At 51.7% G+C, this 15,281-nt stretch carries 13 protein-coding genes; 1 reads left to right on the plus strand and 12 read right to left on the minus strand.

The annotated features are described in order from the left end of the window. Positions 1–147: 147 nt before the first annotated feature. From BA6348_RS01855 to trpE, 3 genes are all read right to left on the minus strand, one after another. Positions 148–1,107 carry an IS30 family transposase gene (locus tag BA6348_RS01855; protein WP_129552156.1) on the minus strand — a complete coding sequence of 320 codons (960 nt, stop codon included), beginning with the start codon at positions 1,105–1,107 and terminating at the stop codon, positions 148–150. A gap of 158 nt (positions 1,108–1,265) precedes the next feature. Then, positions 1,266–1,850, minus strand: coding sequence for an aminodeoxychorismate/anthranilate synthase component II (pabA, locus tag BA6348_RS01860; RefSeq protein ID WP_005833684.1), 585 nt, complete (start codon positions 1,848–1,850; stop codon positions 1,266–1,268). Between the two features lie 17 nt (positions 1,851–1,867). Further along, complete coding sequence (gene trpE, locus BA6348_RS01865; protein WP_122953315.1) at positions 1,868–3,361, minus strand: anthranilate synthase component I; 1,494 nt, start codon at positions 3,359–3,361, stop codon at positions 1,868–1,870. 715 nt (positions 3,362–4,076) lie between these two features. Between trpE and BA6348_RS01875 the strand changes: the two genes are divergently transcribed. Continuing rightward, on the plus strand, positions 4,077–4,856 hold the full coding sequence (locus BA6348_RS01875) for a hypothetical protein (RefSeq protein ID WP_122953313.1): 780 nt from the start codon (positions 4,077–4,079) through the stop codon (positions 4,854–4,856). Positions 4,857–5,131: 275 nt separating this feature from the next. Here the strand turns inward: BA6348_RS01875 and cysK are convergent, their stop codons facing one another. From cysK to BA6348_RS01920, 9 genes are all read right to left on the minus strand, one after another. Further along, positions 5,132–6,064: a cysteine synthase A gene (gene cysK / locus BA6348_RS01880; RefSeq protein ID WP_005833690.1), complete on the minus strand. Its 933-nt coding sequence runs from the start codon at positions 6,062–6,064 to the stop codon at positions 5,132–5,134. Between the two features lie 82 nt (positions 6,065–6,146). Beyond that, complete coding sequence (locus BA6348_RS01885; RefSeq protein ID WP_025843821.1) at positions 6,147–7,049, minus strand: peptidyl-prolyl cis-trans isomerase; 903 nt, start codon at positions 7,047–7,049, stop codon at positions 6,147–6,149. 38 nt (positions 7,050–7,087) lie between these two features. Continuing rightward, positions 7,088–7,960 carry an Hsp33 family molecular chaperone HslO gene (hslO, locus tag BA6348_RS01890; RefSeq protein WP_005833694.1) on the minus strand — a complete coding sequence of 291 codons (873 nt, stop codon included), beginning with the start codon at positions 7,958–7,960 and terminating at the stop codon, positions 7,088–7,090. A gap of 153 nt (positions 7,961–8,113) precedes the next feature. Continuing rightward, the gene (locus BA6348_RS01895) at positions 8,114–9,058 is read right to left on the minus strand and encodes a sigma-70 family RNA polymerase sigma factor (RefSeq protein ID WP_007787227.1); all 945 of its coding nucleotides are present in this window, start codon (positions 9,056–9,058) and stop codon (positions 8,114–8,116) included. 251 nt (positions 9,059–9,309) lie between these two features. After that, positions 9,310–10,269, minus strand: coding sequence for an ABC transporter ATP-binding protein (locus tag BA6348_RS01900; RefSeq protein WP_005833696.1), 960 nt, complete (start codon positions 10,267–10,269; stop codon positions 9,310–9,312). A 26-nt stretch (positions 10,270–10,295) separates the two neighbouring features. Continuing rightward, positions 10,296–11,213, minus strand: a complete 918-nt coding sequence (locus BA6348_RS01905) for a C40 family peptidase (protein WP_122953312.1) — start codon at positions 11,211–11,213, stop codon at positions 10,296–10,298. Further along, a complete protein-coding gene (locus BA6348_RS01910) occupies positions 11,210–12,310 on the minus strand; it encodes a dipeptide epimerase (RefSeq protein ID WP_007787221.1) in 1,101 nt (366 codons plus the stop codon). The genes BA6348_RS01905 and BA6348_RS01910 overlap by 4 nt, the downstream gene beginning before the upstream one ends. A gap of 150 nt (positions 12,311–12,460) precedes the next feature. Beyond that, positions 12,461–14,119: a peptide ABC transporter substrate-binding protein gene (locus BA6348_RS01915; RefSeq protein WP_005833703.1), complete on the minus strand. Its 1,659-nt coding sequence runs from the start codon at positions 14,117–14,119 to the stop codon at positions 12,461–12,463. A gap of 132 nt (positions 14,120–14,251) precedes the next feature. Beyond that, complete coding sequence (locus BA6348_RS01920; RefSeq protein WP_005833705.1) at positions 14,252–15,277, minus strand: ABC transporter ATP-binding protein; 1,026 nt, start codon at positions 15,275–15,277, stop codon at positions 14,252–14,254. Positions 15,278–15,281: the final 4 nt, after the last annotated feature.

Consider the following 15,281-nt stretch of genomic DNA (forward strand, 5'->3'; position numbering starts at 1 on the left):
ACTACCTGACCTTTCCAGTGTAAAGGATTTTTTTATGCCTGAGAACACTTGAACGCTGAAAGTTATGATGATTTTGAATGGTATGAAAAGATTAATGCAACGCTAGTGGTATTTTCACTTAGTTCTCTTTTTATATAAGACGAATTGTCAAGACAAGTGCGACAGAGCTTCCATGAATGATTCGTAAGCGGTCTTCCAACCCAGACATTTTCTTGGCCGATTGTTAATGAGCTCCAAGGCCTGAATCAGTTCCTCCTCGGAGACTTCGGCAAAATCCTTGCCTTTGGGAAAAAATTCTCGCAGAAGGCCATTTGCGTTCTCGTTCGTGCCCCTTTGCCAGGAAGAGTAGGGATCGGCAAAGTAAATGTTTACGCCATGTGCTGACTCCAGCCGTTCGTAACAGGCAAACTCTTTGCCACGGTCAACGGTAGCTGTTTGAAACGATCCTTTCGGTAACGATTCAGCAACGAAACCAAAGGCCTTTTCCATGGAAGCCGAGGTACGATCAGGCATCTTTACGGCAAGGTAAAAGCGTGTCTTGCGCTCAGCGAACGTCGCGACACACGCCTTACTTTTTCCACGGCTGGAAACAACCGTATCCAGTTCCCAATGACCAAAGCTCTCACGCTTTCGTACTTCCTTGGGTCGCTGCCGAATGGACTTTCCTACGTTGAAACGACCACGTGTTTCGATTGGTCTCCGGCGTTTCCCTTTGTGGCGCAGAACGGTGGTATCTCCTTTAACCAAAAAGCCCTGATACAGCCAGCGATACATCGTTTTAAACGACACTTTCTGTTCGGGGCATTCCTGACTCATCCGTCCGGCAATCTGCTCGGGAGACCAGGTCTGCGCCAGCTTACTGGCAATATAATGCTCACGTTCAGGAGTCCACTTGCCTCTGGGAACAGACCGTTCGCGACGTTTCTCGTAAACCTCTTGCGCGGCTTCTGCCTGATATTCCCCTGCCTTACAACCCCGTTTTAACTCACGGGCAATGGTAGCATGATGCCGTTTGAGTTCTCTGGCAATGGCGCGGGCAGACCAACCCAAACGATGAAGGAGTGCTAGCTCACTACGCTCTGTTATGCTAAGATGTGTATAACTCATGATTGATTCTCCTGTGTAAATGGTGTTGTGGTGACTTCATTTTACACGAATCAATCATGGGCCGTTTTTTTATCTAGGTGTCGCACTTGATATTACAATCTGTCTTATACAAATAAAAAACCGCCCGAAAAAAGGCGGTTTTTGTCCTCTATCTAACGTTATCCTGTCGTATGGCGCGCATAGGTGGTGAGGAAATTTTGCAAAAGCTGCTTGCCGTGCTCCGTAATGATTGATTCAGGGTGGAACTGCACACCTTCAATCGGATACTCGCGATGGCGAATCGCCATGATTTCCCCTTCGGCCGTCCGGGCCGTAATCTCCAGCTCACGCGGGATGGAGGCTTCCTCCACGATCAAGGAGTGATAGCGTGCCGCTGTAAAAGGGGAAGGAATATCCCGGAAAATCGTTTTGCCATCGTGAAAGACCGGAGACGTTTTTCCGTGCATCAATCGCTCGGCGCGAATGACTTTTGCGCCAAACACTTGGCCGATCGACTGGTGTCCCAGGCACACGCCCAAAATCGGGATTTTTCCGGCAAAATGAGAAATGGCCTCCATGCTGATCCCCGCTTCGTTCGGCGTGCAAGGACCAGGCGACACCATCAAGTAATCAGGTGCCAGCCGCTCGATTTCTGCCAGCGTAATTTTGTCGTTGCGGTACACTTGCAGCTCCTCGCCCAGCTCACCGACATACTGCACCAGGTTGTACGTAAAGGAATCGTAGTTGTCAATCATCAAAATCATCTTACACTCATCTCCTCTCAACTCATCGTTCTCTGCTCGCTAATCTCTAGGGCCTTCCATAACGCCTCTGCCTTTTTCAGCGACTCGGCGTACTCTGCCTCCGGGACAGAGTCAATCACGATGCCTGCCCCTGCCTGCACGTGAGCCATCCCGTTCTTGACGACCATCGTCCGGATCGCGATGTTGACCTCGACATCTCCGTTAAAGCCAAACCAGCCGATTGATCCCGTGTACACGCCGCGCTTGACTGGCTCCAGCTCCTCGATGATTTCCATCGTCCGCACTTTTGGCGCTCCTGTAATCGTACCGCCAGGGAAAGTTGCGGCCACGGCGTCGAAAGCATCTTTGCCCTCTGCCAGCTCTCCTTTTACGTGCGAGACGATATGCATGACGTGGGAGTATTTCTCCACGACCATGAACTCGCTGACCTCCACGCTGCCAAAGCGGCAGACGCGCCCCAAATCGTTGCGCTCCAGGTCCACCAGCATGACGTGCTCTGCGCGTTCCTTTTCATTGTCGATCAGCTCGCGGGCCAATGCTTCGTCCTGTTCGTCGGTTTGCCCGCGCGGACGAGTGCCTGCGATGGGACGCGTGTGAACCTCGCCGCCTTTTACTTTGACCAGCAGCTCCGGGGAAGCGCTGACCAACTGAAATTCCGGAAAGCTGAGATAGCCCATATACGGGGACGGATTCAGCTTGCGCAGCACCTTGTACACATCGGGCGCAGTCACCTGGATCGGTTTGCTCTGCCGCACGGACAGATTCACCTGAAACACGTCACCCTGGCCAATATACTCCTGCACCCGGCGCACGGCGTCTTCGAACTGGTCTTTTGCGAACGACACAGACGCTGGCGTCATTTGCACCAACGGTCTTTTGCGCAGCGCGTCCCAGTCCACCGTATCGACTTCGGCGACGAGCTTTTCCAGTGACGCCAACCGTTTTTCCAGTCGCTTTGCGGCTTGTCGATAAGTCTCTTCGCTCAACTCTTTTGCAGACAAATGAGTCAGACATACGATCTCCCGCGTCTGATGATCGAAGACAACAAGGTCTTGCATTATCATAACATACAGGTCTGGCAACTGTAAGTCGTCCGTCGCGATCTGGGGAAGGGTCGGCTCAAAAAAGCGGTTCATATCATAGCTGAGATAGCCTACTGCTCCGCCGGAAAAATCAGGCATATCTGGAACGACAGGCGTACGGTAGCGGGCAAGCAGCTTGCGCAATGCATCAAGCGGTTGCTCCGCCTCCATATTTTCTACCTGCTGATCGGGATAGACCACGATCGTTTCGCCCCGCTGACTGCGCAACGTAGCTACAGGCTGGTACGCCAAAAAAGTGTACCTTCCCACTCGGCCGCTTTCCAGCAAGACGGCATCCTGCACGGAAGGCTGCAGTGTGGTCAGCACCTGCCACGGGTCGATTTCAGAAGACCATTTGCCGCGAAGAGCAAGCGGAACCAATGGATATGTCAAAGCGTACGTCTGGCATTCTGCAAAGGTAGGGAACATCAATTTCGCTTCACGCTCCGGTTTTTTCACTATTTATCCGTTCATTATATAGTCGCGCTAGGCAAAAAGAAAAGACCACGCCGCCAAAATGGCATGACGTGGCCTCAAATGTAAAGAGCATGGTTAAGAATCTCGTCCTTGAAAAGGAAAAATCCAGCACCCGTTTTAAGGTACTGGATTCTTTAGGTTTACCCCATCCCATAAGCATATGTCGTTACTTTTTTGCTCATACCTTTTAAAGAAGGACAACAACAAATCACAGACAGTCCCCATTTCCCAATTAGTTCCAATTAACCTGTGATATTTTCCATTTAAAAGCAGCAGATATGAAATACAAGATTGAGGTAATAAAAAATAAAGTAAACATGTCTCCATTCATCAAAAAGTAAAGACTTAAAGGTAAGGAGATCACAAAAGAAATAATAATAAGAGGTTGTTTAAGGAACGAGGTAATTAAACCAAATATCGCTGGAAGTAACAAACAAAGTGCAGTAAATACGGAAACAGTTGGTTTGTTGTAAAGCAAAATGTACCAAAGAATAATTGTTCCTACAGAAGCAAGAAAACCACATATCAGCGATAAAAAAAACATAGAACTAGATTTCACGTTGCTCACCTTCTTTGAAAATATTGGAAATGCCTCTTCGTTTTCCGGGATGCCTATGATAATATATTACTATAATGTAAAAAAAAGTTAATAGGGAGAGAGAATCAAATGTCAAAAAAGTGGATAGTAGTTCCAGTAGTCTTGTCACTTTCTTTTTTAAGCGCATTTACTGTTCTTGGTAAAGAGAACAAAGTCATGAAATTGAAAGCTGAACCAGGAAGTGAAGTCATTTTAAAAAAAGTAGAGTATCGTGAAACTGGAGATGGGGAAGGTCAAGTCACTATTGAAGGCAGAGCGACAGCAGACGGGATAATTGAGGCTTATCAAATTCAAATTGATACAGAAAATGGAACATACATTACCAAACCATTAGATTACGAGCTAAGTAAAGAAGAGAAAGAAGAATTTGAAGCGGAACTCTCTTATGAAAAAGGGGATTCTATTGAAAACAAACTTCTCGCTGCTAAAAGTTACTACAAAGGATGGCTGAGAGCCTCCACGGAAGATCCAGTTCGAATCGAAACCGCTGCATCAAAAATTTCGATGTCCTGGAGTGAAGATATTGACGGTCTGTTGGAATGCACAAGCAGTACCTTCAATACATGGGCAGCGAATCCATCCGAGTTTGATACACACTGGTATAAAAATGGCCAATCGTTCCCTAAATATACATACAACTCGGACAACTCAAAAATTACACAAACTGCTTGGGCCGCATATTATAATTACGATTTTGGTAATGACAACCTCCGAACAGATGTAAAACACAACATGACAATGATCCCGGTAAATAAGGAAATTGGTAGTGGTCAGTTTGATTATAAAGTAACAATGGATAAATCCGGAGAAGCTTCTGCTTTACTTCAACTTAATGTAACAACGAATTAAAAAGTTCCCCCAAAATGAGACAAGATTAGATCATTATGTAAAGAAGGGGCTGTCCCGAAAGTCCATCTCGGAGTAAAAAGAGCCGAAACGAAAAACCCAAGAATGCTGATTTTACGGCATTCTTGGGTTTTGCTTTTTTAAGTCATCGGGCTGAAAAGCCACTTTTCGGACGGCCCCTTTTTGCTGTTATGAGCAATTAGTGTGTATTGGGAGACCTCCATCTTATAGGTCACAGTTCAAATAGCATGACGTGGCCTCTCGTATTTTGCTGCCAATCAATCCTCGAATTGGTACAGAGGAGTGGACAGGTAGCGTTCACCGTTGGACGGGATGATGGCGATGACTTTTTTGCCTTTGCCGAGCTTCGCTGCCACCTGCAGCGCAGCATGGATCGCCGCCCCGGAGGAAATGCCGCCCAGAATGCCTTCCTGACGGGCAACGCGGCGCGCTGTTTCAAAAGCTTCCTCGTTCTCTACCTTGATGATTTCATCGTAAATTTGCGTATCGAGAATTTCCGGAACAAAGCCCGCTCCGATCCCCTGGATTTTATGCGGACCTGGCTTGCCGCCGGACAAAACCGGGGAAGCTGCCGGCTCGACTGCTACGATGTGCACGTTCGGATAGTGCTCGCGCAGCACCTGCCCGACACCTGTGATCGTTCCGCCTGTTCCGATTCCGGAAATAAAGGCGTCCACGCCGCCGATTTCTTTTGCTTGCTCCAGCAGTTCGCGCGCTGTCGTATCGCGGTGGATGGCAGGGTTGGCCTTGTTTTTGAATTGTTGCGGGATGAAGTAGGTGCTGTCTTCCTTCGCAAGCTCTTCGGCTTTGCGAATAGCCCCGCCCATGCCTTCCGCTCCTGGGGTGAGAACCAGTTCAGCCCCGTACGCGCGAAGCAGGTTGCGACGCTCGATACTCATCGTCTCCGGCATAACCAGGATAGCGCGGTAGCCTTTTGCCGCAGCCACCATCGCAAGTCCGATCCCTGTATTTCCGCTCGTCGGTTCAATAATGGTATATCCCGGCTTCAGGCTGCCGTCTGCTTCGGCCGCCTCGATCATCGCCAGCGCGATACGGTCCTTCACGCTGCTGCCCGGGTTGAAAAACTCAAGCTTCAAGTAAATGTCTGCAATATCTTCGGTGACAACACGATTCAGCTTCACAAGCGGAGTAAATCCAATCAAATCAGTAATGGAATTCGCCACGCGCATATGTCCTGCCCCCTTATTTTTTGATAACCGAGTAAATCGCTAGGATTTATTGTCATAATTATATCAACGGTTGCCCAATTGGTCAATGAGGCATTTGCCCAGAAATCTGAACCCCTACCGATTTGCGCAACCGTTCCAGGACAGTATCGAGAGATTCTACCTGCGCAAAAGCAATTTCCCGGCGCAATTCCTCTTTTACCTCTTCGAACGACCGCTGTGTAGCCTCCCTGCTTTGCTCCAGGTGATAGATCACGTAGTTGTCGTCGACCTTGACCGGCTCGCTGTTTTCTTTTGCCTTGAGCTTTTCTATCGCGTTCCACGCTTCGTCAGGCAACTGGTGGTCGCGCAACGATACCCAGCCCAAATCGCCGCCAATCGCCGCTGTTCTGCTGTCGATGGAGCGTTCCTTGGCGAGCGTCTGGAAGTTGGCGCCCTGCTTGAGTTCGGCCTGAACCTGCTCCGCCTCTTTTTGCGATGCGACCGCAATTTGCCACAGGCGTAGCTGCATCGGCCGCGTATAGCGCTCTGCCCTGCTTTCGTACACTTTCAACACTTCGTCGTCACTGATGGAGATATCTTTGGTGGCCAACGTTTGCAGCAAAATTTGATAGGTAATCTCCCGCTTCAAGGCATCGACAGTCGTTCCAGCCTGCTTTTGCAGCGCCTGTTGAAACTCGCTGTCTGTCCGGCTGCCGTAGCTGTCCCGAATCTGCGCCAGCTCCCGCTCGACCTGATTCGGATCCGCGCTGATTCCCAGCCGTTTTGCCTCCTGGAAAACTACCTCGCGATTCACCAGGTCGTCGAGCACCTGCTTCCCGAATTTTTGCTTGAGCGCTGACACGTACTCGGCTTCGCTAATGGTCACATCCCCCACGATGGCCGCAGGCTGCAGCTTGCCTGACGACTGGTACCAGGCCCAGGTCACGGCAAGCAGCAACAAAACAAGCGCCCCGATGAATGCCCACAACCCTTTTACATTGGTCATGCCATCCTCTCCCCTAGCAGACGCCGCGCGACTTTTGCCTACATGTCTTTCATGATGTCTTCCAGCGCGGTTCTGTCAAAATGATATCGTTCGTTGCAAAAATGACAGTGAACTTCCGCTTCGCCCTGTTCTTCAAGCAGACTCTCCATCTCTTCACGTCCCATGCTAATCAGAGCCTGGATGACTTTGTCCTCGTTGCATTTGCAGTTGAATTGAATGTCTGTGCGGCTCAGGTACTTCGGCTCGTCCAGGACGCGCGCCAAAATTTCCTCTGGCGTCAGCCCCTCGCCGATCATGCGGGATACTTGCGGAAGTTGCCCCAGCCGTTCTTCGATTTTCGCCACAACTTCTTCAGGGGTGTTCGGCAAAAGCTGGAGAATGAACCCGCCAGCCGCCAAAACGGAGCGATCTTCCGGATTGACCAGCACGCCCACCCCTACGGCAGACGGCGTTTGCTCCGACGTCACAAAGTAGTACGTGATGTCTTCGCCAATCTCTCCGGAGACGATCGGCGAGCTGCCTTGGTACGGCTCTTTCAGTCCAAGATCTTTCGTCACGTACACGAAGCCATCTGTCCCGACTGCGCGCGCAACGTCCAGCTTGCCTTTTTCATTCAGCTCAAAATGAACCTGCGGGTTGGTAGCGTAGGCGATGCCGTCTCCATCGGCATTGGCCTCCGCGACGATCTGGCCGATCGGCCCTCCCCCTTTTATTTTGACAGAGAGGCTTTCGTTTCCTTTTAACATGGCGCCCATCATCAAAGTCGCCGTCAATGTGCGTCCTGTCGCAGCGGTTGCTGTGTTCCACATGTCGTGGCGACGGCGCATTTCTTCTACAATCCCTGTTGTGCGCGCGGCAAAAGCCCGCACATGTCCGTTGAATCCGGTTGCTCTTATCAAATAATCGCTCATCTGGCGATCCTCCTTCTTCCATGCAAAAATCAAACTGCCTCTATCAGTTTACCACAAGAAGACGAACGTACGCGCCTTCCGCTGTTTGAACTGACACTTGCACGTTTCCATGCAAAAAAACCCCCTCCAAAAAAGAGGGGGCTGGTGAAGACATCAGGTCAAATAGTCTTTCAACACTTTCGACGCTTTTTGCGTTCGCAGTCGGTCAATCGTCGTCGCTTCTATCTGGCGGATTCGCTCGCGGGTCAGGCCGAACATTTTGCCCACTTCCTCCAGCGTGTACACATGGTCGTCGTGAAGGCCGTAGCGCATGGAGATAATCTCCTGGGCGCGGGGACTGAGCCGTTCCAATGCCGCATGCATTTGCGAACGCAAGTCCACCTTTTCAATCCAGTCGTCCAGCGAGGACAATCCATCGTCCATGATCTCGGCATAGCTGAGACATTCTTCGTCATGCTCTGCCTGCCATTTTTCGCTGTCCAGCTCGGCATCAATCGACTCCATTTTCATCATCAGCGCCTGCTCGATCGCGTCGACTTTTTCCAACGGTATGTCGAGCAGTCCTGCAATCTCGTGTCGATCCGGGGTGCGGTTCAGAGCGTGAATCAGATGCAATACTTGCTTTTGATATTGGCGAATCTGTTCATGCATGTGGACAGGAATGCGGATCAAGGTGCCTTTGTCGTTGATCGCACGGGTGATCGCCTGGGAAATCCACCAATGCGAGTAATGATAGAGACGTACGCCGCGTCCCACATCGAATTTGTCTATGGCGGTAAACAATCCAATCGTGCCTTCCTGAATCAGATCCAGGAAAGGCATTCCTCTTTTCAAATGGCGCAAGGCTGTACTGACAACATAGCGCAAATACGCGCGCACAATCGTTTCACGTGCCTCCATATCGCCGTGCTGCTGATAGCGAATCAGGCACGCCAACTCTTCTTCTTTGTCCAACATGGGTGTTGCAGCGACGCTTTCCAAAAACAGCAGGGCGGAAGTGTCAGATCGGAGCGACCTGGGCACGACGATTCCCAACTGTGTTTCTACTTCCCGCCAGCGACGGGGAGTGGAATGGAATGAGGAGGTACTCAAAGTCATATGCAACCCTCACTTCTCTGGAATGGGAGTTCACGATGAAGTTAGGCGAGTTACGAAGTTGTTTACTGTAACCGTATTTCGACAAAACTTGTTTGATTCCTGCCAGTTTACAGAATATTAACAGTTCTCCCCTTAAATCCTTGCTGGTAAACCTTCCTTAATATAGAAACGCGACCGCTCGACAAAAAGCCATCCCTTGCATGAGGGACGGCTGAAGAAAAATGTCGAATGCTGTAACAGCGATATGCTTTTTATTGATAAAGATGACAAGCAGCAAAATGATTGGTGTCCACTTCCTGCCAGACAGGCTTTTTCTGGGCGCACACCTCTTTTGCCACCGGACAGCGCGTGCGAAACACACAGCCGCTGGGCGGGTTGATCGGGCTTGGGACATCGCCTTCGATAATCTTCCGCTCACGGCTTTTTTCCAGATCGGGATCGGGGACGGGAATGGCCGACAGCAATGCTTGCGTGTACGGGTGTTTGGGGGATTCATAGAGCTTTTCGCTCGTGCTCATCTCGACCATGTTGCCCAAATACATCACGCCGATCCGGTCGCTGATATGCTTGACCATCGCGAGGTCGTGGGCGATGAACAAGTAGGTCAAGTTTTGCTCCCGCTGCAAATTTTTCATCAGATTGACCACCTGTGCCTGTACCGAAACATCCAATGCCGAAATCGGCTCATCCGCAATGACGAATTTCGGATTGACGGCAAGCGCCCGGGCGATCCCGATCCGTTGCCGTTGCCCTCCGCTGAACTCGTGCGGGAAACGGTTGGCATGCTCTTTTTGCAAACCGACCATTTCCAGCAGCTCGATGACCCGCTTCGCCCGCTCCTTGCCTTTGTACAGCCCGTTCAATTGCAGACCTTCTCCGATAATTTCGGCGATGTTCATTCGCGGATTCAGTGACGCGTACGGGTCCTGGAAAATCATCTGGATGTTTCTCGTAATCTTGCTCCGCTCGCCCGCAGAGGCTTTGTGCACGTTCAGCCCGTCGAACAGCACCTCCCCGGAGGTCGGTTGGTACAAACCGATGATAGTGCGGCCTGTCGTTGATTTTCCGCAGCCAGATTCGCCTACCAGTCCAAATGTCTCCCCTTCGTATATGTCAAAGGAGACGTCGTCAGCCGCCTTCAGCGAGAGTCCTTTGCCAAGCGTAAAGGTTTTTGTCAGGTTCTTTACCTGGACCAGCTTTTTTCTTTCCATCTGGCCAATCCTCCCCCGTTATCCTTTTACCAGTATCGTCTGGAGATTGCATGCTCCTTTTTCAGCTTGTAGCCATCCAGCTTGACGATTTCGATGGCGCTGCGCGAGTCAGGCGAATGAATCATTTCGCCATTGCCCATGTAAATGCCGACGTGATGCACTCTGCCGCGCCCTTCTTCATGGGCAAAAAACAGCAGGTCGCCCGGAAGCAAATCCGCTTTTTCCACCAGCAGGCCGTCTCTCGCCTGATCGGAGGCGTCGCGGGGAATCTGAATGCCTACGGAGCGGTGCATGTTGTAGGCAAAGCCCGAGCAGTCATACCCGTAGGAGGACATGCCTCCCCACAAGTAATGCAGGTTGAGGAAACGCTTGCCGGCCTCCACGATGGCTTCGCCGCGGTTGCCAGCCAGCTCGATCGGCTCGTTTGCGCGTACGATCGCTACGTCTGCTTTTGGCAAAAGCGCTTCGCCGTCCGGTGCCGCTACCTTCACCCACTCGGCGCCGTCCTCGACGAGCGGCAGCCTGGTCAGGAACGCAAGCTCGATGCCCGGCTTTCGCTCCAGCGTGTGCAAACGGCTAAAGGCCGCCGTCACCATCGCCAGCTTTTGCCCATCCTGTACGTCAAAAGCAGCAGACCATGGAGAAAGCTGGCGTGACGGAATCCAGCCCGGATAGCCGATCTCGTTTTTGCTGGTCGATTGCTCCGGGATCAGGACGTGCGCCCAATCCCCCTGCTCCTCGACGATTTCTACGCGAGTGCCGAACAGCGCTTGCGTCTGAATGGCGTTGTTGTCGTAAAAGCCAAGCTTTTCGTCGACAGACAGCGACTGCAGCCAGCCGCGCGCGTCAACCGGAACGGCGATAGCCGCCTGATCGATGTCACGTGGAGATTCCGGCTTTGTCCATACAGTCGCGACCGAAACGGATACGATTGCTGATTTCATTCCTGTTCTCCCCCTTCCCACAAGCTGACCGAACGGATGCCGAGTCCCGGCGCTTCCGGCATGGTCATCAGGCGGCCCTCGTAGGTCACGCCGCCATCAATGCCATCGTGCAACAGCATCAGCGGAGCATCGAAGTCAAAGCGGGTGATGTTTTTCTTGCTGGCTGCGAAGTGCGCTGCCGCCGATACGGCCAGACGCGATTCGATCATGCTGCCAACCATGCATGGAATGCCGTGTTCTTCAGCCAACTGGTTAATCAATTGCGCTTTGAAAATGCCTCCCGCCTTCATCAGCTTGATATTTATCATGTCGGCTGCGCGGTTTTGCAAAACCTGCAGCGCCTGCGCCGGCGAAAATACACTTTCGTCAGCCATGATCGGCGTATCGACCGAATCTGTAACCCGCTTCAAGCCTTCCAGATCATGCGCTTTTACAGGCTGTTCAATCAGTTCGATGCCCAGTCCCATGTCCTCCATTTTGCGAATCGACTGAATCGCTTCCTTCACGTTCCATCCCTGGTTGGCATCAAGACGAATCTTCACCTGATTGCCCACGGATTTGCGTATTTCCTGGATGCGCAAAATGTCATCCTCGATATTGTCCTTGCCCACCTTGATTTTCAGCACGTTAAAGCCTTGCTGCAAATAAGCTGCTGCATCCTCGCCCATTTCTTTTGGCGAATTGACGCTGACCGTATAGTCGGTCTCCAACTGGTCGCGGTACCCGCCGAGAAACTGGTACAGCGGCATGCCCGCCCGTTGGGAAATCAGATCGTACAGCGCGATGTCCACCGCCGCCTTGGCACTCGTGTTTCCCACCATGGATTGGTGCAATGTCTGGAAAACGCGCTCGTAGGCAACCAGGTTGAGGCCGATCAGTTGCGGCTTCATCGTGTTCAAAATAGCGGACTCGATGCTCTCGATACTGTCCCCGGTAATGACGACCGTAGCGGAAGCCTCTCCCCACCCAACCATGCCATTGTCGCACGTGATTTTGACCAGTACGGACTCCAGGCTGTTCACCGTGCGCAATGCCGTTTTAAACGGTTTTTTGAGCGGAACAGAAATTCTCTTCACTTCGATGGCTTGAATAATCATATTTTCCTCCATCTTTTCTAGCACGTGTGCTTTCTTTATCTGTATTTTTTCGCTAAGACAAACTAAATTATAGCACTATTGAAAAATTCAGCAAAAAAGGGGGGAGAGTCATTCCATCCGCCTGAAATGACTTCTCCCGGCCAACTTAGTTTACTTCACGACCGCTTTTCTCAAATCCGTGTAGCTGAGAGAAGAGCTTTGGATTCCGCTGACCTGGTCGCTGGTCAAAAGCGAAGTGTTGTAGAAGTAGAGTGGAGCTACTGGCGCCTCGTTCAGCAAGATTTTTTCAGCGTCATGCAGCATTTGCAGACGTTTGGCATCGTCTGGCTCTTTGTACGCGCCTTCGATCAGCTTGTCGTACTCCGCATTAGCCCAGCCAGTGCGGTTGCTGCCGTTTTTCGACTGGAAGATGTCCAGGAAGTTGATCGCATCCCCGAAGTCAGGCAACCAGGAAGAACGGGCGATCTGGTATTCCAGTTTCTTTTGCATATCGGTCAATACTTGCCCTTCTACTTTTTGCAGCTTCACATCTACACCCAGCGTTTGCTTCCACATTTCCTGAGCGGCCTGGGCTGTTTTTTCGTTGGCTGTGCCGCTGCGATAGGTGAGCGTTACTTCTGGCAAGGTGGTGTAGCCTTTTTCCTTCATCCCTTGCTCCAGCAGCCTTTTTGCTTCTGCTGCGTCGAACTTCACCAGGTCGCCGCCTACCTGACGGAAATCACCCGCGCCGTTGGCATCCGGCAAGCCAAAGGAAACGAATCCGGTACCCGGCTTTTGCTGACGCATCAACACGTGGTCAACCAAAGTCTGGCGGTCAATCGCCAGGCTGAACGCTTTACGGATATTGGCGTTGTCAAACGGCTCCTTGGTCACATTGAAGCGGTAGAACTCGGTGCCTGCGCCGTCTCTTACGTACACTTTGCCTTCCTTGAACAGTTGGTCAGCCATGTCTGCCGGAACGGTTGTAGTTCTGTGCAGCTCTCCGTTCGTAAACATTTGGTACTCGGTATTCTCGTCGTCGATCATTTTCCAGACAGCGCCGGCCAACGTTACGTTTGCCGCATCCCAGTAGTTCTCGTTTTTCATGATTTTCAATTCGCTGTCATGCTTCCACTCCGTCAGCTTGAACGGCCCGTTGCCCACGAAGGTAGAAGCCTCAGCCGCCCACTTCGGGTCTTTTTCCACTGTCGCCTTGTGCACAGGGAAAAACGCCGGGTTGGACGCCAGAAGCAACGTCCAGGAAGCAGGCTGCGCCAGTACGACTTCCAATGTCTTGTCGTCCAGTGCTTTTACTTTTACATCGTCAATAGAGCCTTTGCCACTGTTGTATGCTTCTGCCCCTTCAATAATGAAAGCGAGGAAGGCAGCCGGAGAGGCAAGCGCCGGGTCAAGCATGCGCTTCCAGGCGTACTCGAAGTCTTGTGCCTTTACTGGCTCGCCGTTGCTCCATTTGTTGTCGCGCAAAGTAAACGTGTACGTCCTGCCGTCCTCGGAAATTTTCCACTCGGAAGCTGCTGCCGGCTGCGGCTTCTGGTTCTCGTCCAGGCGCGTCAACCCTTCCATCAGGTTGTTCAAAATGTTGTAGGACGGCTCGTCAAATCCGAGCGGCGGGTCCAAAGAGGTAGGCTCTTTGATGTTGTTCAGGAGCAAAAGCTTTGCCGCTTGGTCTTCTGGCGAAGGCGTCTGCTGATTGTTTTCCGTAGGCGGTGCCGATTCGTTGTTCGCTGGCGCTTGCCCCGAGCTACATCCGGCCATGAACACGGAAACAGCCAGTGAAGCGGAAAGCAGGATAGTCGATAGTTTTTTCACTTTTTTCTTCCCCCTTATAGTTTTTATATGTCGTAAAAGGATAGCGCCGATAGACGACACCCTCTTTTACACCAGATGGCGAGCCTCACTATCTCTGCCAGGTGCTGTCAGATGCTGCCCGGTGCCGCCGACTCAAGTTCCCGTCGGCGCCTGCATGGCGGCCAGTACTTTTTTCGCACGCGGATCTTGCAGCCAACAGGATACGGAGTGCTTGTTGTGCACGTTCGTTTCCGCCGGCTGATAGTTCCGGCACACCTCCAGCGCATAGTCGCAGCGCGCCGCAAACGCGCATCCAAGCGGAGGTGCGAACAAATCAGGCGGAGTGCCGGGAATCGGACTGAGCGGTATCGAGCGATCCGCATCCAGACGCGGCATCGACGCGAGCAAGCCTTTCGTGTACGGATGTTGCGGATTGTAAAAAATGTCGCGTACAGGCCCCGACTCTACCACTTTGCCCGCGTACATGACGTTGACCCGATCGGCAATCTTGGCGACGACGCCCAAGTCGTGCGTAATGATGATGATGGATACCCCTGTTTTTTGCTGAATGCTTTTGAACAAGTCGATGATTTGCGCCTGAATCGTAACGTCGAGTGCGGTCGTAGGCTCATCCGCTATGAGAATGGACGGTCGACAAACAAGCGCAATCGCAATCATGATCCGCTGACGCATCCCGCCGCTGAACTGGTGCAAGTACTGCTTGAGACGGCTTTCCGGGTTGGCGATTCCGACCAGCGTCAGGATTTCGATAGCCTGCCGCCTCGCCTCGCTCTTGGCGACTTTTTGATGGCGAATGATCCCTTCCATGATCTGCTCTCCGATGGAAATGGTCGGGTTGAGCGAGGTCATGGCGTCCTGAAAGATCATGGAAATTTCCCGTCCGCGCAGCTCGCGCATTTCTTTTTCCGGCAACGCAACCAAGTCCTTGCCTTTGAACATCACACTGCCGCCAGCGATTTTTCCGATATGCTCAGGTACGAGGCGCATGATGCTTTTGGCCGTTACGCTTTTGCCACAGCCGGACTCGCCGACAATCGCCAACGTTTCCCCTTTGTTCAAGGAAAAACTCACGTCACGGACTGCATTCACTTCTCCTCCGTGCGTCTTGAACGTGACGCGCAAACCGCTTACTTCCAGCAATTTTTCCGTTTTCTCCACATCG

Source organism: Brevibacillus agri (assembly GCF_004117055.1).
GTDB classification, from domain to species: Bacteria; Bacillota; Bacilli; order Brevibacillales; family Brevibacillaceae; genus Brevibacillus; species Brevibacillus agri.